The sequence below is a fragment of the Arenimonas sp. genome (assembly GCF_036275555.1).
In the GTDB taxonomy this organism is placed as follows: domain Bacteria; phylum Pseudomonadota; class Gammaproteobacteria; order Xanthomonadales; family Xanthomonadaceae; genus Arenimonas.
On sequence record NZ_DASUDO010000039.1, the window covers coordinates 18,400 to 40,553 of the forward strand.

The 22,154-nt window shown below is 70.2% G+C and carries 20 protein-coding genes; 14 read left to right on the top strand and 6 right to left on the bottom strand.

All coding sequences use genetic code 11. The annotated features are described in order from the left end of the window. The first annotated feature begins 22 nt into the window (after positions 1-22). From VFV21_RS10790 to yeiP, 7 genes are all read left to right on the top strand, one after another. Positions 23-2,023: an acetyl/propionyl/methylcrotonyl-CoA carboxylase subunit alpha gene (locus VFV21_RS10790; protein ID WP_329669434.1), complete on the top strand. Its 2,001-nt coding sequence runs from the start codon at positions 23-25 to the stop codon at positions 2,021-2,023. After that, positions 2,020-2,598 (top strand): hypothetical protein, encoded by a 579-nt coding sequence (locus VFV21_RS10795; protein WP_329669435.1) that lies wholly within the window; start codon positions 2,020-2,022, stop codon positions 2,596-2,598. Before VFV21_RS10790 ends, VFV21_RS10795 begins: the two co-directional genes overlap by 4 nt. Continuing rightward, on the top strand, positions 2,595-3,488 hold the full coding sequence (locus tag VFV21_RS10800) for a hydroxymethylglutaryl-CoA lyase (protein WP_414638559.1): 894 nt from the start codon (positions 2,595-2,597) through the stop codon (positions 3,486-3,488). Before VFV21_RS10795 ends, VFV21_RS10800 begins: the two co-directional genes overlap by 4 nt. Before the next feature lie 64 nt (positions 3,489-3,552). Continuing rightward, the gene (locus tag VFV21_RS10805; protein WP_329669436.1) at positions 3,553-6,150 is read left to right on the top strand and encodes a sensor domain-containing protein; all 2,598 of its coding nucleotides are present in this window, start codon (positions 3,553-3,555) and stop codon (positions 6,148-6,150) included. Next, the gene (locus VFV21_RS10810) at positions 6,143-6,631 is read left to right on the top strand and encodes a GNAT family N-acetyltransferase (RefSeq protein WP_329669437.1); all 489 of its coding nucleotides are present in this window, start codon (positions 6,143-6,145) and stop codon (positions 6,629-6,631) included. The genes VFV21_RS10805 and VFV21_RS10810 overlap by 8 nt, the downstream gene beginning before the upstream one ends. Before the next feature lie 57 nt (positions 6,632-6,688). Next, positions 6,689-7,459 carry an SDR family NAD(P)-dependent oxidoreductase gene (locus VFV21_RS10815; protein WP_329669438.1) on the top strand — a complete coding sequence of 257 codons (771 nt, stop codon included), beginning with the start codon at positions 6,689-6,691 and terminating at the stop codon, positions 7,457-7,459. Between the two features lie 72 nt (positions 7,460-7,531). Continuing rightward, the gene (gene yeiP, locus VFV21_RS10820) at positions 7,532-8,095 is read left to right on the top strand and encodes an elongation factor P-like protein YeiP (RefSeq protein ID WP_290889588.1); all 564 of its coding nucleotides are present in this window, start codon (positions 7,532-7,534) and stop codon (positions 8,093-8,095) included. 6 nt (positions 8,096-8,101) lie between these two features. Here yeiP and VFV21_RS10825 read toward each other — a convergent pair whose 3' ends face one another. Next, positions 8,102-8,650, bottom strand: coding sequence for an NUDIX hydrolase (locus VFV21_RS10825; RefSeq protein WP_329669439.1), 549 nt, complete (start codon positions 8,648-8,650; stop codon positions 8,102-8,104). Positions 8,651-8,830: 180 nt separating this feature from the next. Here VFV21_RS10825 and VFV21_RS10830 point away from each other — a divergent pair, with 180 nt between their 5' ends. The 3 genes from VFV21_RS10830 to VFV21_RS10840 are packed head-to-tail and all read left to right on the top strand — an operon-like array spanning position 8,831 to position 13,372. Next, positions 8,831-10,399, top strand: a complete 1,569-nt coding sequence (locus tag VFV21_RS10830) for an amino acid permease (RefSeq protein ID WP_329669440.1) — start codon at positions 8,831-8,833, stop codon at positions 10,397-10,399. A 45-nt stretch (positions 10,400-10,444) separates the two neighbouring features. Beyond that, positions 10,445-11,737, top strand: coding sequence for an amino acid permease (locus VFV21_RS10835; RefSeq protein WP_329669441.1), 1,293 nt, complete (start codon positions 10,445-10,447; stop codon positions 11,735-11,737). Between the two features lie 3 nt (positions 11,738-11,740). After that, positions 11,741-13,372: an oligopeptide:H+ symporter gene (locus VFV21_RS10840; protein ID WP_329669442.1), complete on the top strand. Its 1,632-nt coding sequence runs from the start codon at positions 11,741-11,743 to the stop codon at positions 13,370-13,372. 21 nt (positions 13,373-13,393) lie between these two features. On the opposite strand, the gene VFV21_RS10845 is transcribed toward VFV21_RS10840, so the two are convergent. From VFV21_RS10845 to VFV21_RS10860, 4 genes are all read right to left on the bottom strand, one after another. Next, on the bottom strand, positions 13,394-14,026 hold the full coding sequence (locus tag VFV21_RS10845; RefSeq protein ID WP_329669443.1) for an exopolysaccharide biosynthesis protein: 633 nt from the start codon (positions 14,024-14,026) through the stop codon (positions 13,394-13,396). A 24-nt stretch (positions 14,027-14,050) separates the two neighbouring features. Beyond that, complete coding sequence (locus tag VFV21_RS10850) at positions 14,051-15,586, bottom strand: alanine/glycine:cation symporter family protein (protein WP_329669444.1); 1,536 nt, start codon at positions 15,584-15,586, stop codon at positions 14,051-14,053. Positions 15,587-15,665: 79 nt separating this feature from the next. Then, positions 15,666-17,054: a DNA recombination protein RmuC gene (gene rmuC / locus VFV21_RS10855; protein WP_329669445.1), complete on the bottom strand. Its 1,389-nt coding sequence runs from the start codon at positions 17,052-17,054 to the stop codon at positions 15,666-15,668. Between the two features lie 78 nt (positions 17,055-17,132). Beyond that, a complete protein-coding gene (locus tag VFV21_RS10860) occupies positions 17,133-17,447 on the bottom strand; it encodes a high-potential iron-sulfur protein (protein WP_329669446.1) in 315 nt (104 codons plus the stop codon). 121 nt (positions 17,448-17,568) lie between these two features. Between VFV21_RS10860 and VFV21_RS10865 the strand changes: the two genes are divergently transcribed. From VFV21_RS10865 to VFV21_RS10880, 4 genes are all read left to right on the top strand, one after another. Further along, positions 17,569-18,204 (top strand): methylthioribulose 1-phosphate dehydratase, encoded by a 636-nt coding sequence (locus VFV21_RS10865; RefSeq protein ID WP_329669447.1) that lies wholly within the window; start codon positions 17,569-17,571, stop codon positions 18,202-18,204. Next, positions 18,201-18,758 (top strand): acireductone dioxygenase, encoded by a 558-nt coding sequence (locus VFV21_RS10870; protein ID WP_329669448.1) that lies wholly within the window; start codon positions 18,201-18,203, stop codon positions 18,756-18,758. The genes VFV21_RS10865 and VFV21_RS10870 overlap by 4 nt, the downstream gene beginning before the upstream one ends. A 169-nt stretch (positions 18,759-18,927) precedes the next feature. After that, a complete protein-coding gene (gene mtnC, locus VFV21_RS10875; protein WP_329669449.1) occupies positions 18,928-19,626 on the top strand; it encodes an acireductone synthase in 699 nt (232 codons plus the stop codon). Beyond that, positions 19,623-20,588, top strand: a complete 966-nt coding sequence (locus tag VFV21_RS10880; protein ID WP_329669450.1) for a C13 family peptidase — start codon at positions 19,623-19,625, stop codon at positions 20,586-20,588. Before mtnC ends, VFV21_RS10880 begins: the two co-directional genes overlap by 4 nt. Here the strand turns inward: VFV21_RS10880 and VFV21_RS10885 are convergent. Beyond that, the gene (locus tag VFV21_RS10885) at positions 20,545-22,140 is read right to left on the bottom strand and encodes a calcineurin-like phosphoesterase family protein (RefSeq protein ID WP_329669451.1); all 1,596 of its coding nucleotides are present in this window, start codon (positions 22,138-22,140) and stop codon (positions 20,545-20,547) included. The genes VFV21_RS10880 and VFV21_RS10885 overlap by 44 nt on opposite strands. Between the last annotated feature and the right edge of the window lie 14 nt (positions 22,141-22,154).

Sequence of the window (22,154 nt, forward strand, 5' to 3'; positions counted from 1 at the left end):
CATCAGTGGCCAAAAAAACTAAATGTTCAACAAAATCCTGATTGCGAACCGTGGCGAGATCGCCTGCCGGATCATCCGCACCTGCCGGCGGCTTGGCATCCGCACGGTCGCGGTGTATTCGGAGGCCGATGCCAACGCCCAGCACGCGCGGCTGGCCGACGAGGCCTGGCCGATCGGCGGGCCGCGGCCGCAAGACAGCTACCTGCGCGGGGACGCCATCATCGAAGCGGCCAGGCGCGCGGGGGCGCAGGCCATCCACCCCGGCTACGGGTTCCTGAGCGAGAACGCCGACTTCGCCGAAGCGGTGGAGGCCGCGGGCATCACCTTCATCGGGCCGTCGGCGGCGTCGATGCGCAAGATGGGCAGCAAGGCCGGCGCCAAGCAGCTGATGCACGCGCAGGGCGTGCCGGTGGTGCCGGGCTACACGGGCGAGAACCAGGATCCCGCGCACCTGCAGGCCGAGGCCGACCGCATCGGCTACCCGCTGATGATCAAGGCCGCGCACGGCGGCGGCGGCAAGGGCATGCGCATCGTGCGCGACGCCAGCGAGTTCGCCGCCGCGCTCGAGAGCTGCCAGCGCGAGGCGGCCAGCGCCTTCGGCCGCGACCGCGTACTGCTTGAGCGCTACATCGGCGAGCCGCGCCACATCGAGATCCAGGTCTTCGCCGACCGCCACGGCCAGACCATCCACCTCGGCGAGCGCGAGTGCTCGGCCCAGCGTCGCTACCAGAAGGTGGTCGAGGAGTCGCCCTCGCCCTTCCTCACCCCCGAGCTGCGCCTGCGCATGGGCGAGGCGGCGGTCGAGGCCGCGCGCGCCATCGATTACGTCAACGCCGGCACCGTGGAGTTCATCGTCGGGCCGCAGGGCGATTTCTACTTCATGGAAATAAACACCCGCCTGCAGGTCGAGCACCCGGTCACCGAGCTCGTCACCGGGCTCGACCTGGTCGAATGGCAGCTGCGCGTCGCCGCCGGCGAACACCTGCCGCTGCACCAGCAGGACATCACCCACCGCGGCCACGCAATCGAAGTGCGGCTCTACGCCGAGGACCCGTCGCAGGGCTTCCTGCCGGGCTCGGGCAAACTCGAGCGGCTGCGGCTGCCGGCGCCGTCGGCGCACGTGCGGCTCGACGCCGGCGTGGTCGAGGGGGACACCGTCACCATCTTCTACGACCCGATGATCGCCAAGCTGATCGTCTGGGACCTCGACCGCCCGCGCGCCCTGGCCCGCCTGCGCGAGGCCCTGGCCGACTGCGAGATCGCCGGCCCGAAGTCCAATATCGAATTCCTCGAGAAACTCGTGCGCCACCCGCGCGTGGTCGAAGGCACCATCCACACCGCCTACCTCGACCGCCACCTCGAGGAAGTGCTGCCGCGCGACACCGCCCTGCCCGACGCCCACCTGGCGCTGGCCGCGGCCGCGGCCGCGCTGCACGACGAGGCCAGCACCCGCGCCGCCGCCGGCACCAGCCCGGACCCGCACAGCCCCTGGGCGATTGCCGACGGCTGGCGCCTGGGCCACGCCGGCGAGCGCCTGCTCTGCTTCCTGCACCGCGGCGAGCGCATCGAGGTGCACGCCCGCGGCAGCGCCGGCGACTACCGCCTGCGCATCGGCGAGCGCGAACTCACGGTGCGCGGCGCCCGCCACGCCGACGGCCGCCTCGGCGCCGAGGTCGACGGCCGCCAGTCGCGCATGCGCGTGCACGCCGACGCCACCTCGGCCAGCGTCCACGACGGCGAACACCGCGTACGCCTGGAGCGCGTGCCGGCCTTCCGATTCGACGGCAATGCCGCCGCCGGCGTCGGCGATCGCCTGGTCGCACCGATGCCCGGCCGCATCGTGCTGGTGAAGGCCAGCCCGGGCCAGGCCGTCGCCGAGGGCGAGGAGCTGCTGGTGATGGAAGCCATGAAGATGGAGCTGAGCCTGAAGGCGCCGCGCGCCGGCACGGTGGCGGCGGTGCAGGCGGCAGCGGGTGACTTCGTCGAATCCGATGCGGTGCTGGTGAAACTGGAGGCGTCATGAAGCTTCGCGCTCGCGTTCCCCTGGCCCTGGCCGCGCTGCTGGCCTTGGCTGGCTGCCAGATCACCACCTTCGAGCAGTCGCCGCTGGCGGCCCTGCCCTGCGACCCGGCCGTGGCCGGCGAGTGGCACTCGGTCGACGACGGCCCTTCGGGCGACGGCGAGATGATCCTGCGCATTTCGGGTGACTGCCAGCTGTCGTTCGAAGAGCGCACGGCCGAAGGCCCGCGCACCGGCGAATCGACGCCGCTTTTCCTCGGCGAACACGCGGGCCAGCGCTACGCCTGGACCGACGCCGGCTGGCTGCTGCGCAGCTTGGATGAAGACCACGCGGTGCCCGCGGGCGACGTGCACCTGGTGCGCTTCGCGATCGCCGGCGACCGGCTCGCGCTGTGGTCCACCGATGACAAACCCATCGCCCACGCCATCATCGACGGCGAGTTGAGCGGCGAAGTGATCGCCCGCGACCGCCGCCTGTTCAACCGGCTGGTCGCGAAGCAGCCGGCCGAGGTGCTGGCGCGCCCGGGCTTCTTCGACGCCGAGCCGGCCACGTTCCGCAAGATGGAGCCACGCCCGTGACCCTGCCCGCCCAGGTCCGCATCGTCGAAGTCGGCCCGCGCGACGGCCTGCAGAACGAGAAGGCCATCATCCCGGCGGCCGCCAAGATCGAGCTGATCAACCGCCTCACCGCCACCGGCCTGCGCAGCATCGAGGCCACCAGCTTCGTCAGCCCGAAGTGGGTGCCGCAGCTGGCCGATGCCGCCGAAGTCTTCGCCGGCATCACGCGCGCGCCGGGCGTGGCCTACCCGGTGCTGGTGCCGAACCTGCAGGGCTACGAGCGCGCCCGCGCGGTCGGCGCGGAGGAAGTGGCGGTGTTCACCGCCGCCTCCGAGGCCTTCAACCGCAAGAACATCAATGCCTCGATCGACGAGAGCATCGAGCGCTTCCAGCCGGTGCTCGAACGCGCCCGCGCCGACGGCGTGAAGGTGCGCGGCTACGTCAGCACCGTGCTCGGCTGCCCCTACCAGGGCGCGGTGCCGGTGGCCGACGTGGTGCGCGTGGCCAGCCGCATGCATGCGCTGGGCTGCTACGAAGTGTCGCTGGGCGACACCATCGGCATCGGCACCCCGGGCGCCGCCCGGGCCATGCTGCGCGCGGTCGCGGCCGAGGTGCCGATGGCGGCGCTGGCCATCCACTTCCACGACACCCGCGGCCAGGCCCTGGCCAACATCCTGGCCTGCCTTGAGGAAGGCGTGGCCGTGGTGGACGCCGCGGTCTCCGGCACCGGCGGTTGCCCTTATGCCCCGGGCGCCAGCGGCAACGTCGCCACCGAGGACGTGGTGTACATGCTCGAAGGCATGGGCATCGCCACCGGCGTGGACCTCGCGCGCCTGGTCGACACCGGCCGCTGGCTGGCCGCCCTGCTCGGCCGCGGCTCCGGCAGCAAGGTCACGCTGGCCGCGGGGTGATGCGGCGGCGGCGGGCCGCCGGTGTATGCTCGGGCCAGCCCCGCCAGCGCCGACCGACACCGGAATGCAGCCCGACCATCCGCCCCGCGACGACGACGCCACCCCGACGCAGGACGAGGGCGCGTCGCGCGTCGCCACGCTGGTATCGCGGCTCGAGCACTGCCTGACCACCGGTGCGCCGGCGGACGCCCTGCTGCTGTCCGGCCTGCTCGCCGAACTACACGGCCTGCAGCGCGAAGCCGACAGCGTGCGGCTGCGCTACGAAACCCTTTTCAACGCGGTGCCCGACCCGGTCAGCATCCTCGATGCCGAGGGCCGCATCCTCGCGCTCAACCGCGCCGGCCTGAAGGCCTACCGCCGCCCGCGCGAGGAGATCGTCGGCAAGCTGGTGCACGTGATCAACCCCGACCTGCCGCCCAACCACATGGGTCCGGTGCTGGAGGCGCTGGCGCGCGACCAGACCTACGTGGTCGAAGTCAGCAACATGCGCGGCGACGGCACCCGCTTCCCGGTTGAAGTTCACTCGGCCAGCTTCCACGACGGCCCGCACCACCACATCATCGCCGTCGCCCGCGACCTGAGCCTGCGCCAGGAGGCCGAGCTCAACTACCACGCGCTGCTGTCGGCCATCGACAAGGGCGTGCTGTTCCAGGGCTTCGACGGCCGGCCGCTGTCGGCCAACCCGGCCGCGTACCGCATCCTCGGCATCGATGACAGCCTCGACATCGCCGCCAGTCTGCGCTTCGACGACTGGCTGGTGATCGACCACCGCGGCTATCCGATCAGCTTCCGCGACCTGCCGCCGCTGCGCTCGCTGGCCACCGGCGAGATCGTCGAAAGCACCCTGCTCGGCCTCTACCACCACCGGCGCAAGCAGCTGACCTGGATCTCGGCCACGTCGGTGCCGCAGTTCCACCCGGGCGCCAGCAAGCCGCACCAGGTGATCTCGCTGTTCTCGGACGTGACCGAGCTCAAGCGCGACAGCTCGCTGTTCCTGCGCGCGCAGGCGCTGGCGCGCATCGGCGGCTGGGAGTGGGACGGCGGCCGCCGCCGGCTCTACCTCACCGACGAGGCGCTGCGCATCATCGGCCGCCGCGACGACCCGCCCATGACCCTCGACGACGTGATGGAGCAGATCGCCGAGGCGCACCGCCAGCCGGTCGAGGACGCGATCGAAAGCGTGATCCGCGACGGCGGCGGCTTCGACCTCGAGGTGCAGGTGGTGCGGCCGGACGGCGAGCGCCACTGGGCCCGCCTGATCGGCCAGTCCGAGGGCCGCGCGCCGATGTCCACCCGACTCACCGGCACGCTGCAGGACATCACCCAGCGCCGGCAGATCGAGGAGGCGCTGCGCAGCCAGGCGCGCACCGACCCGCTCACCGGCCTGTTCAACCGCGACGGCATCCTGGGCGAACTCGAGCGCCGGCTGGGCGACGACGCCACCGGCACCACGGTGATCTACGTCGACCTCGACCGCTTCAAGCTGGTGAACGACCTGCTGGGCCACGCCGCCGGCGACCACCTGCTGGTGAACGCCGCGCGCCGGCTCGAGCGCTGCGTTGGCGACACCGGGCTGCTGGCGCGTTTCGGCGGCGACGAATTCCTGGTCGTCACCGACCAGCGCGCCGGCGCCGGCATGGCCGAACTGCTGGCCGAGCGCATCACCCGCGCCTTCGGCGACAGCTTCCGCTACGCCGGCGAGGAATTCACCATCACCACCAGCGTCGGCCTCGCCCGCCACCCGGAGCACGGCCGCACGGTGCAGCAACTGGTCAACAACGCCGACGCGGCGATGTACGCGGCCAAGCGCAAGGGCCGCAACACCTGGCAGGTGTTCAACCCCGAACTGGCGCAGCAGCAGCACGACCGCGTGCAGATCGAGGCGCAGCTGCGGCGGGCGCTGGACAACGGCGAGTTCCGGCTGGTGTTCCAGCCGCTGGTGTCGCTGGCGGATGGCCGGGTGCGCACGGCCGAGGCGCTGATCCGCTGGCACAACCCCACCCTCGGCGAGATTTCGCCGGACCACTTCATCAGCCACGCCGAGACCACCGGCGACATCGTCCGCATCGGCGCCTGGGTGATCGAGGCCGCCTGCCGGCAGATGGCCGCCTGGCGCGATGCCGGCCTGCCGCTCGAGCGCGTGGCGGTGAACGTGTCCTACCGCCAGTTCCTGACCGAGGACCTGGTGCAGACGATCGCGCACGCGCTGCGCGAACACGGCCTGCCGGGCTCGGCGCTGGAGCTGGAGTTCACCGAGCGCGTGCTGATCGAGGACGCACCCGACACCCTCAACACCTTCGAGGCGCTCCGGGCGCTGGGCGTGGTGCTGACCATCGACGATTTCGGCGAAGGCTACAGTGCGCTGAACTACCTGCGCCGCCTGCCGATCCACGGGTTGAAGCTGGCGCACAGCTTCCTGCAGGGCGTGCCCGCGAACCCCTCGGACGTGGCGATCTGCCAGGCCGTGGCCGGCATGGCCCGCGGCCTGGGCCTGGACGTGGTGGCCGAAGGCGTGGAGAGCCCGGCTCAGCGCGACTTCCTGCTGGGCCTTGGCATCGGCACCGGCCAGGGTTTCCTGTTCAGCCCTGGCCTGGAGCCCGACAGCTTCGCAGCCTACCTGCGCCAAGCCGGGCTTCCCGTTCCCGAGGTAACCCATGACTGACGGCTTCACCCTGCGCCCGATCACCCCGGCCGATGACGCGGCGGTCGCCGGCATCATCCGCACGGTGATGCCCGAATTCGGCGCCAGCGGGCCCGGCTTCGCCATCCACGACCCGGAAGTGGACGGCATGTGCGCTGCCTACGATCGCCCCGGGGCCGCCTACTTCGTGGTCGAGGCCGGGGGCCGCGTGCTCGGCGGCGGCGGCGTGGCGCCGCTGGACGGCGGCCCGGACGGCATGTGCGAGCTGCGCAAGATGTACTTCCTGCCCGAGCTGCGCGGCCGCGGCGCCGGCGCCGCGCTGATGGCCCGCTGCCTGGACGAGGCCCGCCGCCTGGGCCACCGCCAGTGCTACCTCGAGACCCTGCGCGGCATGGACGCAGCCCAGAAGCTCTACGAGCGCACCGGCTTCCGCCGCCTGGACGGCCCGATGGGCGCCACCGGCCACTTCGGCTGCAACCGCTTCTACCTCCTCGACCTCTGACGTCCCTCCTACGGGGGCGGTTTGGTAGAATCGCGGGCTGTTTACCGGGGGATTCCCATGAAGATCCAAGACACCCGCGCCGTCATCACCGGCGGCGTTTCCGGCCTGGGCCTGGCCGTGGCCGAGCACCTGGTCGCCGGGGGCGCCAAGGTCGCGCTGCTCGACATCAACGACGAGAAGGGCGCGGCCGCCGTCGCCGCGCTGGGCGCCGACAAGGCGCGCTACTTCCGCACCGACGTCACCGACGAAGCCAACGTCGAGGCCAACCTCGCCGCCGCGCGCGAGTTCATGGGCGGGCTCAACGCCGCCGTGAACTGCGCCGGCATCCTCGGCGCCGGCCGCGTCCTGGGCAAGGACGCGCCGATGCCGCTCAAGAACTTCGCTGGCACCGTGATGGTGAACCTGGTCGGCAGCTTCAACGTGGCCAAGGCCGCCGCCAACGTGATGCAGCACAACGCCGCCGGCGAAGACGGCGAGCGCGGCGTGATCGTCAACACCGCCAGCGTCGCCGCCTACGAAGGCCAGATCGGCCAGGCCGCGTACTCCGCGTCCAAGGGCGGCGTGGTGGCGATGACGCTGCCGATGGCGCGCGAACTCGCCCGCTTCGGCATCCGCGTCAACACCATCGCCCCGGGCATCTTCTGGACCCCGATGGTGGACGGCATGCCGGAAGCCGTGCAGCAGTCGCTGTCGGCCTCGATCCCGTTCCCGTCGCGCCTGGGCCAGCCGGCTGAGTTCGCGAACCTGGTGGCTTACATCCTGGGCAGCCGTTACCTCAATGGCGAGACCATTCGCCTGGATGGTGCGGTCAGGTTGGCGCCCAAGTAATCCCGAGTCCCCCCTCCCCGGCCCTCCCCCACTGCGTGGGGGAGGGAGTAAACCAATTGACAGAGAACGCAGATGAAAGCTGGCGAGATCAAGAAAGGCAACGTCATCGAGCACAACGGCACCGTGTACCAGGTGCGCGACATCGAGCGCAGCTCGCCGCAGGGCCGCGGCGGCAACGTCAAGTTCCGTTTCACCCTGTACAGCGTGCCGGGCGGCGTGAAGTACGACCTCAGCGCCGGTGCCGACGACGAGCTGCGCGAAGTCGAGCTCAGCCGCCGCGAGTGCACCTTCTCGTACAAGGACGGCGAGGCCTTCGTGTTCCTCGACGCCGAGGACTACACGCCCTACCAGCTCGACGCGGACGTGGTCGGCGACAGCGCGGGCTACATCACCGAGGGCCTGGAAGGCTGCTACATCCAGCTGATCGAGGACGCCCCGGTGGCCGTGCAGCTGCCCCCGAGCGTGCAGCTGGAAGTGGTCGAGACCCCGCCGGAACTCAAGGGCGGCACCGCCACCAAGCGCCCGAAGCCGGCGCGCCTGAACACCGGCATCGAGATCATGGTGCCGGAGTACATCACCAACGGCGAGAAGATCTGGGTCAGCACCGCCACCGGCGAATTCAACGGCCGCGTCTGATCCCTTTTATAAACGGCTGAGCCACTTGCGGGCCATGCGGCGCAGGGATTCGTCGGCGTCCGGATCGGCGGCGATCTCCGCGATCGGCTTCCACGCCAGGGCCAGCGATTCCTCGTTCACCTCGAAGGCTTCGCTGCCGGTGGCGCGCACCACGAAGCGCACGTCGTAGTGCCAGTGCTCCGGCTCGCTGCCGCGGGCCGGGATGGCGTGGCGGTCGAGGTCGAAGATCACCGGTTCGACCACCAGGTCGGTCAGTCCGGACTCTTCCTGTGCCTCGCGCAAGGCCACCGCTGCAAGGTCGGGATCGCCGTCCGCATGCCCGCCCAGCTGCAGCCATCGGCCCAGCTTGCGGTGGTGGGTGAGCAGCACGCGCTGGCCATCGGCGCTGACCAGCCAGGCCGAGCCGGTGAAATGCCCCGGTGGATGATGCCGCTCGAACGCGTCGGGCGATGACGCCAGGAACTCCGCGAACAGCCGGCCGGCGGCCTGTTCCGCCAGGTCGGCGGTCCGGTGCGCGGCCAGCGCCGAGGCGAGGTCGAAACGTGCTTGGGTCATGTCGGGCAGCCGGTGCGGGGCACACAGCATAGCGGCTGCAGGCGGGGCCAGAATGGCTTGTGGCTCCCGGCCTGCTGGGCTAAGGTTAGCCGCCGCCCGCGACCCGGGTCGCGGCCGAGAATATGCCCGCCGTCCCCGAGATGGCCGGGCCCAGAACGAGATGAACAAGGGGATAGATTGATGGCCAGCACCACCCAGCGGACCTTCCTGGAGCGGCTCCTGCTCCGAAAGAGCGTCGAACAGGTCCAGCGCGAAACCGAGAACAGCCAGCTCAAGCGCACCCTGGGCCCCTGGAACCTGGTCTTCCTCGGCATTGGCTGCATCATCGGCGCCGGCATCTTCGTGCGCACCGGCAATGCCGCCGCGCTGCATGCCGGTCCAGCAGTGCTGCTGTCCTTCCTGATCGCCGGCGCGGTCTGCGCGCTGGCGGGCTTGTGCTACGCCGAGCTGTCCTCGACGCTGCCGGTGTCCGGTTCGGCCTACACCTACAGCTACACCACCATCGGTGAGTTCGCCGCCTGGATCATGGGCGCGCTGCTCCTGCTCGAGTATGGCCTGGCCGCCTCGGTGGTCGCGGTCGGCTGGTCCGGCTACGTCGTCAGCCTGCTGGGTGACTACGGATTGGTGATCCCACCTGAATTGACCGGCCCCTACGGCCACGCGCTGGTGCGCAACGGCGCCGCCGTGCTCAACGCCGACGGCACCGCGGTGACCACGCTGTTCAACCTGCCCGCCTTCCTGATCTGCGCCGCACTGGCCGCCCTGCTGGTCGTGGGCGTGTCCGAGAGCGCCAAGGTCAACAACTTCATCGTCGCGGTGAAGATGACGGTGATCATCGCCTTCATCCTGGTCGTGGGCTGGTACGTGATCCAGAACTACGACGCGCTCAAGGGCAACTGGGACCCGTTCATCCCCGAGCCGACCGGCAACAAGGGCGAGTTCGGCTGGGACGGCATCCTGCGCGCCGCCTCGATCGTGTTCTTCGCCTACATCGGCTTCGAGGCGGTCTCGACCGCTGGCCAGGAAGCCAAGAACCCCAAGAAGGACATGCCGATCGGCATCATCGGCTCGCTGGTCGTCTGCACCATCCTCTACATCCTGGTCTCGATCGTCATGACGATGGTCGTGAACTACAAGATGCTGAACGTGCCCGATCCGGTCGCGGTCGCGGTGGACGCCCTCGGCGCCGACTGGGCCTGGTTCGCCAAGATCATCAAGGTCGGCGCCATCGTCGGCCTGACCTCGGTGGTGCTGGTGCTGATGTACGGCCAGACCCGCATCTTCTACACCATGGCCCGCGACGGCCTGCTGCCTTCGGTCTTCGCCAAGGTGCATTCGAAGTTCCGCACCCCCTGGGTCAACACCATCGTGGTCGGCCTGCTTACGGCGATCGCCGCGGCCTTCTTCGACATCAACACCCTGGGCGACATGACCTCGGTGGGCACGCTGGCCGCCTTCGGCATCGTCTGCCTGGCCGTGATCTGGCTGCGCCGCACCCACCCGAACATCCCGCGTGGTTTCAAGGTGCCGCTGTACCCGGTGCTGCCGCTGGTCGGCATCGTGGCCTGCTTCGCGCTCATCTTCACCGTCGAGACCCGCGTGCTGGTGTTCTTCGGCTGGTACGTGCTTGGCGCGATCGTGCTGTACTTCGTCTACGGCATGCGCAACTCGCGCCTGAACAAGGGCCAGGAGCAGCTCGACTCCCCGGAGATGCCCGAGTTCAAGGAAGACGCGCCGGACAAGCGCTGAGGGCCCGGCGGGCCGCTGCACCGGCGGCCTGCCCTGCCTGACCGCATGACGGCGTCCTCGCCCAAGAAGATCGGCGTGCTGTTGGCCACCTTCGTGGTGGCCAACAACATGATCGGATCGGGATTCTTCCTGCTGCCCGCCTCGCTGGCTGGCCAGGGCGGCGTCACCGCCCTCAGCTGGCTGGTCGGCACCGTGATCGCGGTGATCCTCGGCGGTGCCTTTGCCCGCCTGGCCCGCGACTACCCCGACCTCAACTGCCCCGACGATTACGTCCGGCCCGCCCTGGGCCGGGACATGGGCTTCCTGGCCACGTCGCTCTACTGGGCCTCGTCGTGGATCGGCAACAACGCGATCGCGGTGGCCGCCTTTGGCTACCTGGTCACCCTGCTGCCGCTGGACGGTGGCGACACCACGATTCGCATCACCGGCCAGGTCGCGCTGATCTGGCTGATGTTCGCCGTGAACCTGCTCGGCCCCCGCCAGGTCGCCAAGTTCCAGTCGCTGTGCGTCGTGTTCGGCCTGCTGCCGGTGGCGGTGGTGCTGGTCGGCGGTTGGGGCCACTTCGACGCGGGCCTGTACCGCGAAGCCTGGAACGTCACCGGCCGGTCCGACACGGCGGTCGTGATCAGCAACCTCGCGCCGATCTTCTGGGCCTTCGTGGGGCTGGAAACCGGCGCGATGGTCGCGGGCATCGTCGACGACCCGGACCGCAACGTGCCGCGCGCGACGCTGGGCGGCATCCTGCTCGCCGGCGTGGTGTACCTGATGTCGTCGGTGCTGGTGATGGGCATCGTGCCGGCCGCCGAGCTTGCGGCCTCGAGCGCGCCCTTCGCGCTGGTGGCCGGCAGCATCTTCGGGCCGTGGGCGATCCCGGTGATCGCGGCGGCCGCGGCGCTGAAGGCCACCGGCACGCTCGGCGGCTGGATGCTGGTCTCCGGCGAGTCCGGCGCCCGCGCCGCGCAGCGCGGCTACCTGCCCGGCCTCTTCGGTCGTCTGCTGCCCAACGGCTCGGCCGGCTGGGGCCTGCTGATCGTCGCCAGCGCGATGACGGCGATCGCCTTCCTCACCCTCGCCCCCACCGTGGCCGGCCAGTTCGAAACCATCATCGGCATGGTCGTGCTGCTGGTGGTGATGGCCTACGTCGCGGCCGGCCTGAGCCTGCTGGTGGGCACGCCGGAGCGGCCGTCGGGCCTGAAGGAAAAGTTGCTGGGCCTGGGCGCGCTGCTGGCCTGTGGCCTGCTGTTCTACGCGTCCGGCTGGACCACCACCGCCGGCGCACTCGCCGTGGCGCTGCTGGCCTGGATCCTCTTCCGCATCTTCGACCAGAACAAGAAGTAGTCCATGCCCCATCCGCCGTCCGTCGCCGCTGAATCCGTACCCGCGGCACCGCTGCCGCGGCAGATCCCGTACATCATCGGCAACGAAGCCTGCGAGCGCTTCAGCTTCTACGGCATGCGCAACATCCTGGTGGAGTTCCTCGCCGCCAGCGTACTGCTGGCCGCGCTGCCGATCCTCGACCGGCAGGGCTACGCCAAGGACATCTTCCACACCTTCGTGATCGGCGTGTACTTCTTCCCGCTGCTGGGCGGCTGGCTGTCCGACCGATACTTCGGCAAGTACAACACCGTCCTGTGGTTCTCGCTGATCTACTGCGCGGGCCACGCCTGCCTGGCGATGTTCGAGGACAGCCGATCGGGCTTCTTCACCGGCCTGTTCCTGATCGCGCTGGGTTCGGGCGGCATCAAGCCGCTGGTGGTGTCTTTCGTCGGCGACCAGTTCGACCAGACCAACAAGAGCCGCGCCCGCGTGGTGTTCGACGCGTTCTACTGGATCATCAACTTCGGTTCGTTCTTCGCGTCGCTGCTGATGCCGCTGGTGCTGCGTAACTGGGGCGCCGCCTGGGCCTTCGGCATCCCCGGCATCCTGATGTTCATCGCGACGCTCATCTTCTGGCTGGGCCGCAAGCAGTATGTCAACGTCCCGCCGTCCGGACCGGACCCGGATTCCTTCCTCAGCGTCGTGAAGACCGCACTGACGCGCGGCGCACCGGGCCTCGGCACGATCATGGCCGCCCTGGCGATCCTCGTGGCGACCCTGATGCTGGGGCTCTGGGCCACCGGCGCATCACTTTGGCCGAGCGGATGGGGCTTCGTGATCACCGCCTGCCTCGCGCTGGGCACGCTGATCGGCGGCGTCGGCTGGGGCGCATCGCTCCAGCTCGAGCGCGCCCGCGGCGCCCACCCCGACGCGGCGATCGACGGCGTGCGGGCCGTACTGCGCATCCTGATCGTGTTCGCCCTGGTCACCCCGTTCTGGTCACTCTTCGACCAGAAGGCCTCGACCTGGGTGCTGCAGGGCGGCGAGATGGTGATGCCCACGTTCTCGTCCCTGCCCGACGGCGTGGCCGGGTTCCTGCGCGGCTGGTTCGCCTCGCCCTCGCAGATGCAGGCGCTGAACCCGCTGTTCGTGATGATGCTGATCCCGTTCAACAACCTGGTGCTCTACCCCGCCCTGCGCCGCTTCGGCTTCAACCCGACGCCGCTGCGGCGGATGGGCTGGGGCATCGCGTTCTCGGCGGTGGCCTGGGTCATCGCCGGCGCCATCCAGCTGCAGCTCGATGCCGGCGCCAACCTGTCGATCGGCTGGCAGACCTGGCCCTACCTGCTGCTCACGTTCGGCGAGGTGCTCGTCTCGGCGACCGCGCTGGAGTTCGCCTACAGCCAGGCCCCGCACGCGATGAAGGGCGTGATCATGGCCTTCTGGTACCTCACCAGCACCTTCGGCGGGCTCTGGGTGCTGCTGACCAATGTCACCGTGCGCCACCCGACCGTGATCGGCTGGATCACGGGCCAGGGCTGGAGCGAGAACGCCTTCCTGATGTTCTTCTTCGCGGGCTTCGCCGCGGTCGCGGCGCTGGCGTTCATCGCGTATGCGCGGCGGTACCCGGTGCAGGACAACTACCGCAAGGCCTGAACCGCCCGCGCCGGGCGGCGATCACCCCAGGAACCGGGAGAGCGCTGCGCCGCCGCCGGCGGCCACGGCGCCGAAATAGACCGCCGCCGACAGCTGGGCCACATGGCCAATGAGCACCGCGCCGCCATCGCGCTGGATGAAACCGATGGCGTAGAACAGCAGCGCGATCGCCGGCAGCGTGTTGCTGAAAGGCAGGAAGCTCAGCGGCGCCATCAGCAGCACCGCCGCCGAGATGAAAGCCAGGTTGCCGAGCACCAGCCAGCCGCGTGATTCGGCCAGCGACCGCAGGCGATGCGGCCGGCTGATGCGTTCGAAGCGCCGCACCCAGGACAGCCCGCCGGTCAGCGCCGCGCGCACGCGGGCGCCGGGCAGCGCCCGCTCGCGCAGGCGCCGGGGCAGCCACAGCGGCCGGCCGGTCAGGCGGCTCACGCCCACCAGCAGGATGGCGCCGCCGAACACCGTGCTCACGCCCGGGATCGACACCGGCACCAGGAACACCAGCACCATCAAGGCCGTCAGCAGGAGCAGCCCTTCGTCGCCGAACACGTCCATCAGCGCGCCCAGGCTGATCTCGCCCTCGGGCATCTGCTCGATCACGAGGCGAAGTTGTTCACCCAGCGACAGCGTGGGTTCGGGCAGCGGCGTGGCGGTCATCGGGGACTCGGGGGCGAGGGGGCGTCAGGATCGCACGACTGGCCGGATTTCGCCCGAGGCCAGGCGCGCCTGGTACGACGCCAGTTCGCGCCGGAGCACGGGCATCAGCAGGTAGACGCCGATCAGGTTGGGCAGCGCCATGGAGAGCACCAGCGAGTCGGCCATGCCCATCAGGCTCGACAGCGGCACGCTGCAGCCCACCACCACCATGGCCAGGAATACCCAGGTGAACGCCGCCTGCGCCCAGCGCGACTCGCGGAACAGGAAACCGCAGGCCTTCGCGCCGTAGTAGGCCCACGTGATCATGGTCGAGAACGCGAACAGGAAGACCACCACCGTCAGCGCGTACGGGAACCACGGCGCCACCGTCGCGAAGGCATTGGAGGTGAGCGCGATGCCGTCGGCGCCGCCGACCGTGTGCTGGTTGGTGATGATGATCACCAGCGCCGTCATCGTGCAGATGACCACGGTGTCGATGAACGGCTCCCAGAGCGCGACGAAGCCCTCGCTCATCGGCTCGCGGGTCTTCACCGCCGAATGCGCGATCGCCGCCGAGCCCAGGCCTGCCTCGTTCGAGAAGGCCGCGCGCTGGAAACCCATGATCAGCGCGCCGATCACGCCGCCCTGCACGCCCGGCGCGGTGAAGGCGCCCTCGAGGATGGCCTGGAAGGCCGCCGGGACTTGCCCGACGTTGCTGCCGATCACGAACAGCGCGCCGAGGACGTAGAGCAGGGCCATGCCGGGCACCAGGCGCGCGGTGACCGCGCCGATGCGGGTCATGCCGCCCAGCACCACCAGGCCCGTGAGCGTGGCGATGCCGATGCCGAACAGCCAGCCGCGGCCGGCCAGCGGTCCCTCCGCGCCGCCGGTGACCTGCAGCAGCTGGGCATAGGCCTGGTTGGCCTGGAACATCGCGCCCGAGCCGGCCGCGCCCGCCATCACGCACAGCGCGTAGAAGCCCGCCAGCGCCATGCCCAGCCCCGCCAGCGCCGGGTAATTGGCGGCGATGCCGCGGCTGAGGTAGTACATCGGGCCGCCCGACACCGTGCCATCGGCGTTCTGCACGCGATACATCACGCCCAGCGCGCACTCGGCGAACTTGGCCGACATGCCCAGCAGGCCGGCGACGATCATCCAGAACGTGGCGCCGGGCCCGCCGATGGTGATGGCGATCGCGACGCCGGCGATGTTGCCCAGCCCCACGGTGCCCGACACCGCCGCGGTCAGGGCGCGGAAGTGGCTGACTTCGCCGACGCTGCCGGGATCGGCGTAATCGCCGCGGATCAGGCGGAAGCCGTGCACGAACCCACGCACGTTGATGAAGCGGAAGGCCACCGTGGCGACCAGCCCGCCGAGGATCAGCCAGGCCACGATCAGCGGGATCGCGGCGCCCTGCCCGCCCACCGGCACCGCGTGCAGGACCACGCCGGCGATGGCGTCGGCGACCGGCTTGAACATCGCATCGATGCGTTCATCCAGGCCGGGTGCGGCCGGCGCCTGGGCGAGGACGGTGGCGGGCAGGCACAGGCCGGCCAGCAGGAAAGCGAGGAATCGGCGCATCTCGGGCGGGCTCCGCGAAATCAATCCCGGAGTCTAACCAAGCCCGGCCGCGGGAAGGTCATGAAAAAGTGGACGGGGCTTATTCCGTCTCCGGCGCATCCTCGTCGGCCGCCGCGGCATCCGGGTCCTGGGCCAGCGAGGCCGGCAGCCGGCGGTTGGGGGATACGCCCAGCTTGCGGAGCATTTCGGCCTGCCGCACGAGGTTTCCGCGACCGGACGCCAGCTTGCCCAGCGCATCGTCGTGCGCCTTCTGCGCCTTGCCGAGGGCCTCGCCGACCTTGGCCAGGTCGTCCACGAACCCGGCGAACTTGTCGTACAGCACCGCCGCCCGGCTGGAGATGGCCTTGGCGTTGGCGTTCTGGTGCTCGGTGCGCCAGATCTGCGCCACCAGCCGCAGCGAGGCCAGCAGGTTGCTGGGCCCGACCAGGATGATCTTGCGCTCGAAGGCGTAGGCGTAGAGCTGGGGATCGCGCCGCAGCGCTTCGAGGAAGGCAGCCTCGACCGGCACGAACATCAGCACCATGTCGGGACTGGTGAGGCCCTCGAGCCGGCTGTAGTCCTTCTCGCCCAGCTCCTTCACGTGGGCGCGCAGCGCAAGCCCGTGCCGCACGAAGGCCTGCTCGCGCTCGGCTTCGTCGGTGGCCTCGCAGGCGCGCTGGTAGTCGAGCAGCACCATCTTGGCGTCGATGACGATGCTCTTGTCCTCGGGCAGGCGCAGCACGGCGTCGGGCCGGTAGCGGTCGCCGTCGCCGTCCTTGAAGCTCTCCTGGGTAAGGTAGTCGCGGCCCTTCTCGAGGCCCGCGGTTTCAAGCAGGCGCTCGAGCTTGAGTTCGCCCCAGTAGCCCTGGCTGCGGTTGTCGCCGCTGAGCGCGCGGCTGAGGCTCTGGGCCTCCTGGCCGAGCGTCTGGTTCAGGCGCACCAGGTCGTCCAGGCGGGTTTGCAGCGCCACCCGGGAGTTGTTTTCCTTCTCGTAGGAGTCGGTGACGACCTTGCGGAAGCCATCGATCTGCTCGCGCAGCGGATTGAGCAGCTGGCCCAGCTGCTGCACGTTGGCCTCGCCGAAGCGCTTGGACTTGTCCTCGAGGATATCGGCGGCCAGGGCCTGGAACTCGGCCTTGAGCCGCTCGCGCGAGCTCTCGAGGTCGCGGTAGCGCTGTTCGGCGGCCTGCTGCTGCTCCTGCAGGCGCGCCTCGAGGGCGGCGGCGCGGGTCTCGCCGGCCTCGCGCTGGTCGCGCAGCTGGCGGTACTCGGCCTCCAGCACGGACAGGCGATGGCGAAGATCGGCGGCCTGGGCCTGGGCAGACTGCAGTTCGCTGGCCACGCGGGCCAGTTCGGGCTCGCGCTCGGCGCGGCCGGCGGCGCGGGCCTCGTCCAGCCGGCGCCGGGCGATCCACAGCGACGCGGCCCCGGCCAGGACCAGTCCGGCCAGCAGGCCCAGCAGCAGGAAGGTGGATTCGGAAGCGGACAAGGCAAACCCCGGCAAGGACACTGCCGGGGATTCTAACGGCCCCGTGGTCTCACCGGCCGAGACGGCCGGCGGTGGGCATCAGGCCTTCTTGGCCCAGGCGCTGCACCAGGCGGTGGCCGGCACGGAGTTCTTCGGGAACAGGGTGCAGGCGCCGGTGGCGGCGGTGAAGAACTGGCAGTTGGCGCAGTTGCTGCCGGGCTTGAAGCTCGGGTGCGAGACCTTGGTGTAGTCCTCGGCGTAGGCCAGGGCCTTGGCGGTCGGGTCGTCCAGCGACAGCTTGGGCAGGGCCTGCGCCTGTGCGGTGCTGATGAAGCGGCCCGCGAACGGGATCGCAACGGCGGCGACGGCGGCGTGGACGAGGAAACGGCGGCGGGACGGGTTCTGGGTGTTCATGGCGGTCTCGTCTGGCTACGGAGGATTCCGATGGCTGGGGGCAGTCTATGCCTTCCCGGTGAATACAGCGTTGATGCAGGTCAAGCCGACGCCGCCGGCGCCATCGGCTAGACTTCCGGGCATGGAAAACCTGCCTTTCGACCCTGCCCGCCTGGCCGCCTGCGCCGCCGAGATCGTCGCCAACACCCGGGAGCTCTCCGCCCTGGGCTGGACGCCGGCCACCAGCAGCAATTTCTCGATGCGCATGGACGACCGCCACGCCGCCATCACCGTGTCCGGCCGCGACAAGGGCCGGCTGGTGGCGGAGGACATCATGGTGGTCGACTTCAAGGGCCAGCCGGTGGCCACGCCGCACCGCCCCTCGGCCGAGACCCTGCTGCACACCCAGCTCTACGCCCGCTACCCCGAAATCGGCTGCGTGCTGCACACCCATTCGCACGTGCAGACGGTGGCGTCGCGGCTGTACGCGGCCCAGGGCCACGTGCACCTGGAAGGCTACGAGCTGCTGAAGGCTTTCCACGGCAACCACACCCACGAAATGGCCATCGACGTGCCCGTGCTGGCCAATACGCAGGACATGCCCGAGCTGGCCGCGTGGGTCGACACCCTGCTCGACCAGCAGCCGATGTGGGGCTACCTGATCGATGGACACGGCCTTTACGCCTGGGGCCGCACCATGGCCGAGGCCCGCCGCCACCTCGAGGCCTTCGAATTCCTGTTCGCCTGCGAGCTCGACCTGAGGAGACTGAACGCATGAGCCGCCTCCGCATCTTCGACGAGACCAACCCGTCGGCCCCGCTGTCGTCGACCGAAGACCTGGCCACGATGGCCGAGCGCCTGCGCGGGATCGGCGTGCGCTTCGAGCAGTGGCAGGCCGCCCAGCCGGTGCAGCCGGGCGCCACGCCCGACGAGGTGATGGCCGCCTACCGCGCCGACATCGACCGGCTGGTCGCCGAGAACGGCTTCAAGACCGTGGACGTGGTGTCGATCGCGCCGGACAACCCGAACAAGGACGCGATGCGCGCCAAGTTCCTCGACGAGCATTTCCACAAGGAAGACGAGGTGCGCTTCTTCGTCGCCGGCTCGGGCCTGTTCACCCTGCACGTGGGCGACAAGGTCTACGAGATCCGCTGCGAACAGGGCGACCTGGTCGGCGTGCCGGACGGCACCACGCACTGGTTCGACATGGGCCCGGAGCCGAGCTTCGTGGCGATCCGCTTCTTCACCGAGCCCGATGGCTGGGTCGGCCACTTCACCGGCACCGACATCGCCCAGCGCTTCCCCCGCTACGAACCCGGCCAGGCTGGGTGAGCGTTGTTCTGGAGGCTTTTGGACGCGGATTAACGCGGATAAACGCGGATAGAGCAAAAAGAAGTTGATACATGGGCGGTCCGGCAGCGCGCGGCAGGACCGTCAGTCACCAGCGATCGAAACACCAACCAAGAATTTGCTCTATCCGCGTTAATCCGCGTCCAAAAATATGAAAACCATACTCACCGACATCGAGGGCACCACCAGCAGCATTTCGTTCGTGAAGGACGTGCTGTTTCCGTATGCGCGGCGGGCGCTGCCCGGGTTCGTGGCGGCGCATGGGCATGAGCCGGAAGTGCGGCGGTGGCTGGATGCGGTGGCCACCGAGCTGGGCGGCGCCTGCCAGGACGCGCTGGTGGTGGAGACCCTGCAGGGCTGGATCGACGCCGACCGCAAGCACACCGCGCTCAAGGCGCTGCAGGGCATGGTGTGGAAGGACGGCTATGGCCGCGCCGATTTCCGCGCGCACATCTACCCCGATGCGGCCGACGCGCTGCGTCGCTGGCATGCCGCCGGGCATGGGCTGAACGTGTACTCCTCCGGTTCGGTGCCGGCGCAGAAGCTGTTCTTCGGCAACAGCGCCGCAGGTGACCTGCAGCCGCTATTCTCGCAGTGGTTCGACACCGAAGTTGGCGGCAAGCGCGAGGCCGGCAGCTACCGCCGCATCGTCGCGGCGCTGGGCGTGCCGGCGGCCGACGTGCTGTTCCTGTCCGACGTGGTCGAGGAGCTTGACGCCGCGCGCGACGCCGGCCTGGGCACCGTGCTGGTGGACCGACGCGAGGACTATCCGCAGCCGCGCCTGGGCGCGGATACCGGCGGCCACCGCCGCGTCGAAACCTTCGACGCGATCGATCCGGCCGCGGGATGAGCCGCCGGGCCGCCGGGCTCGCGCTGTTGTTCGCCGGCCCGCTGCTGGCGGCCGGCGTCGCCCTGGCGTCCGCAAAATCCCTCACCAAGCCCGCGCCGGCGCCGCGCGGACCCGACCCCCAGCTCGCCGCCGACCTGGCGCAGCTGGCGCCGCAGCGGCCGGGCCATCCCGACCTGTTCGTACTCGGCTTCGCCGGTGACGGCAGCGAGCAGGTGTTCCGCAACGAAGTGCACTACCTGCGCGACCTCGCCGCCCAGCGGCTGGACGCCGAAGGCCGCGTGATCCTGCTCGCCAACCACGTCGAGCCGCCGCCGGTGCGTGCGCTGCCGGAAGCCAACGCGCACACGCTGCGCCAGGCGCTGGACGGCATCGCCGCCCGCATGGATCCCGACGAAGACCTGCTGCTGGCCTACTTCACCACCCACGGCACCGAGCAGCACGAATTGCTGCTGCGCCGCGAGGGACGGCGCGACCGGCTGCTCACGCCCGGCGAACTGCGCGCGGCGCTCGACGACGCCGGCATCCGCCACCGCGTGCTGGTGATCTCGGCCTGCTACTCGGGCGGTTTCGCCAAGGCCCTGCGCGGGCCGGACACGCTGCTGCTGATGGCGGCGCACCGCGAACGCACCTCGTTTGGCTGCGGCAATGACTCGGTGGCGACCTTCTTCGGGCGCGCCTGGCTGGTGGAGGGTTTGAACGCGACCACCGACTTCGATGCCGCCTTCGTGCAGGCCACCGCCGCGATCGAAGCGCGCGAACTGGCCGAGGGCCTGGAACCGTCGCGCCCGCAGATCAATCGCGGGGCGCGCATCGGCGAGCGGCTGGCGGCGTGGCGCGCCGGGTTCGAACCCGGCCCGGCGCTGCCCTACCCCTTCGCCTTCGAGGCGACGGCCGGGGAAAACACCAAGGCAGCCGTCCTCACTCCGCTGCGTCCACCAGCCGATAAGACCCCGAAGCCCTGAGCTCGCCGCGCCAGCGGTCGAAGGCGCGCACTTCGAAGGCGTGCTCGCCGGCCGCCAGGTCAGTCGGCAGGTTGAAGCGCCAGAGGTGGGTCGAGGCTTCCGCCTCGGGCAGACGGTCGTAGCCGCGGAGCGCGACGGCCAGGTCGTCGAGCACGTTCTCGGCCACCAGCGCCGGGTCCGCGGCGTCCACGCGCCGCATCGGCTGCCAGTCGCCACCGTTGACCCGCACCTCGACCCGCGTATCGGCGTCGCCCATGTAGACATTGGCGAACAGGCCAACGCCCGGCCAGTGGCCGCGCCGCAGCACCTTCGGCGCGTGCAGCGACATCGCCTCGTCGCCGGCGCGCGCGGCGTGCCAGTGCAGCGCGTAGCCCCCGTCGCGGGCGAGGCGCAGGCGGGCGTATCCGTTCGGCGTGCCGTCGGACATGCGCGCATCGGGCAGGCCCTCGGCGTCGGGCGCGCCGCCCCAGTAGCCACCGCAGGCGGCGCCGACGTTGTACTCGTGCAGCGGCGAGGCGCCATGCCAGCCGTCGTCGGCGTCGTGGTAGTGGTGGCGCTGGACGTGGCCGTGGCCGCTGAGCAGCAGCACTTTCGCGAACGGCGCCAGCAGCGCGAACAGCCGCTCGCGGTCGGCCCGGCGGAAGGTCTCGCGGCCGGGCTCGTCGAAGAACGGGATGTGCACAGCGATCATCAGGCGCCGATCGCGCGGCAGCGTATCGAGGTAGGCCGCGAGCCAGGTGAACTGTTCCTCGCGCAGGCCGCCGATGTAGGCCGGCTTCTGCCCGGGCCGGTAGATCACGTCGTCGAGCACGATGAAGCTGGCCTGCGGCTCCTCCCAAGCAAAGGTGTCCGGGCCGAAGGCGTTGCGGAAGCTGCGCAGCGAATCCTCGTCGGTCGCGGCGTCGAAATCGAGGTCGTGGTTGCCGGCCGCGTGCAGCCAGGGCGTGCGCAGGCGCGCGGTCGCCGCCTTCAGCGCCGGGTACAGGGAAAGGTCATCGTTGGCGATATCGCCCAGCGTCAGGCCCAGGGCCGCGGCGGGACGACCCTTCGCCGCGGCTACCAGCGGGGAAATGATGTCGCGGTCGTAGTAATCCACCTGGGCGGCGGTCTTGGCCTGCGGATCGGCAAACACCAGTACGTCGAGCGCGCCGCGCGACGGCGCCGTGCGCCGCAGCGCGAAATCGCGGCAGGCCGGGAATCCGTCGGGGATGCCGCCGTACTTCAGCGCCGGGCCCGCGTGGTACTGCTGGTGCCGCCAGAACTCGGGCAGGCCATCCTCGCCGGTCGGGAAAGCGTGGCCCGCGGGCTTGACCACGAAGATCGTCCGGCCGTCCTCGACCGGCAGCCCGTAACCGCCCTCGGCATCCGTCCGCACCAGCCGCAGGCCGTCCGACACCAGCACGCCGGGCAGCGGCCGGTCGCCCCGCGACCAGCGGCCGTCACCGTCGCGATCCTCGAACACGCGGCCGCTGTTGCACGGCGGCGGCAGCGCCAGCGCGGCCAGGGGCCACAACAGGCTGAGGCAAAGCAGGGCGCGGGCGATGGCGGGCATGGGGTCCTCCGGCG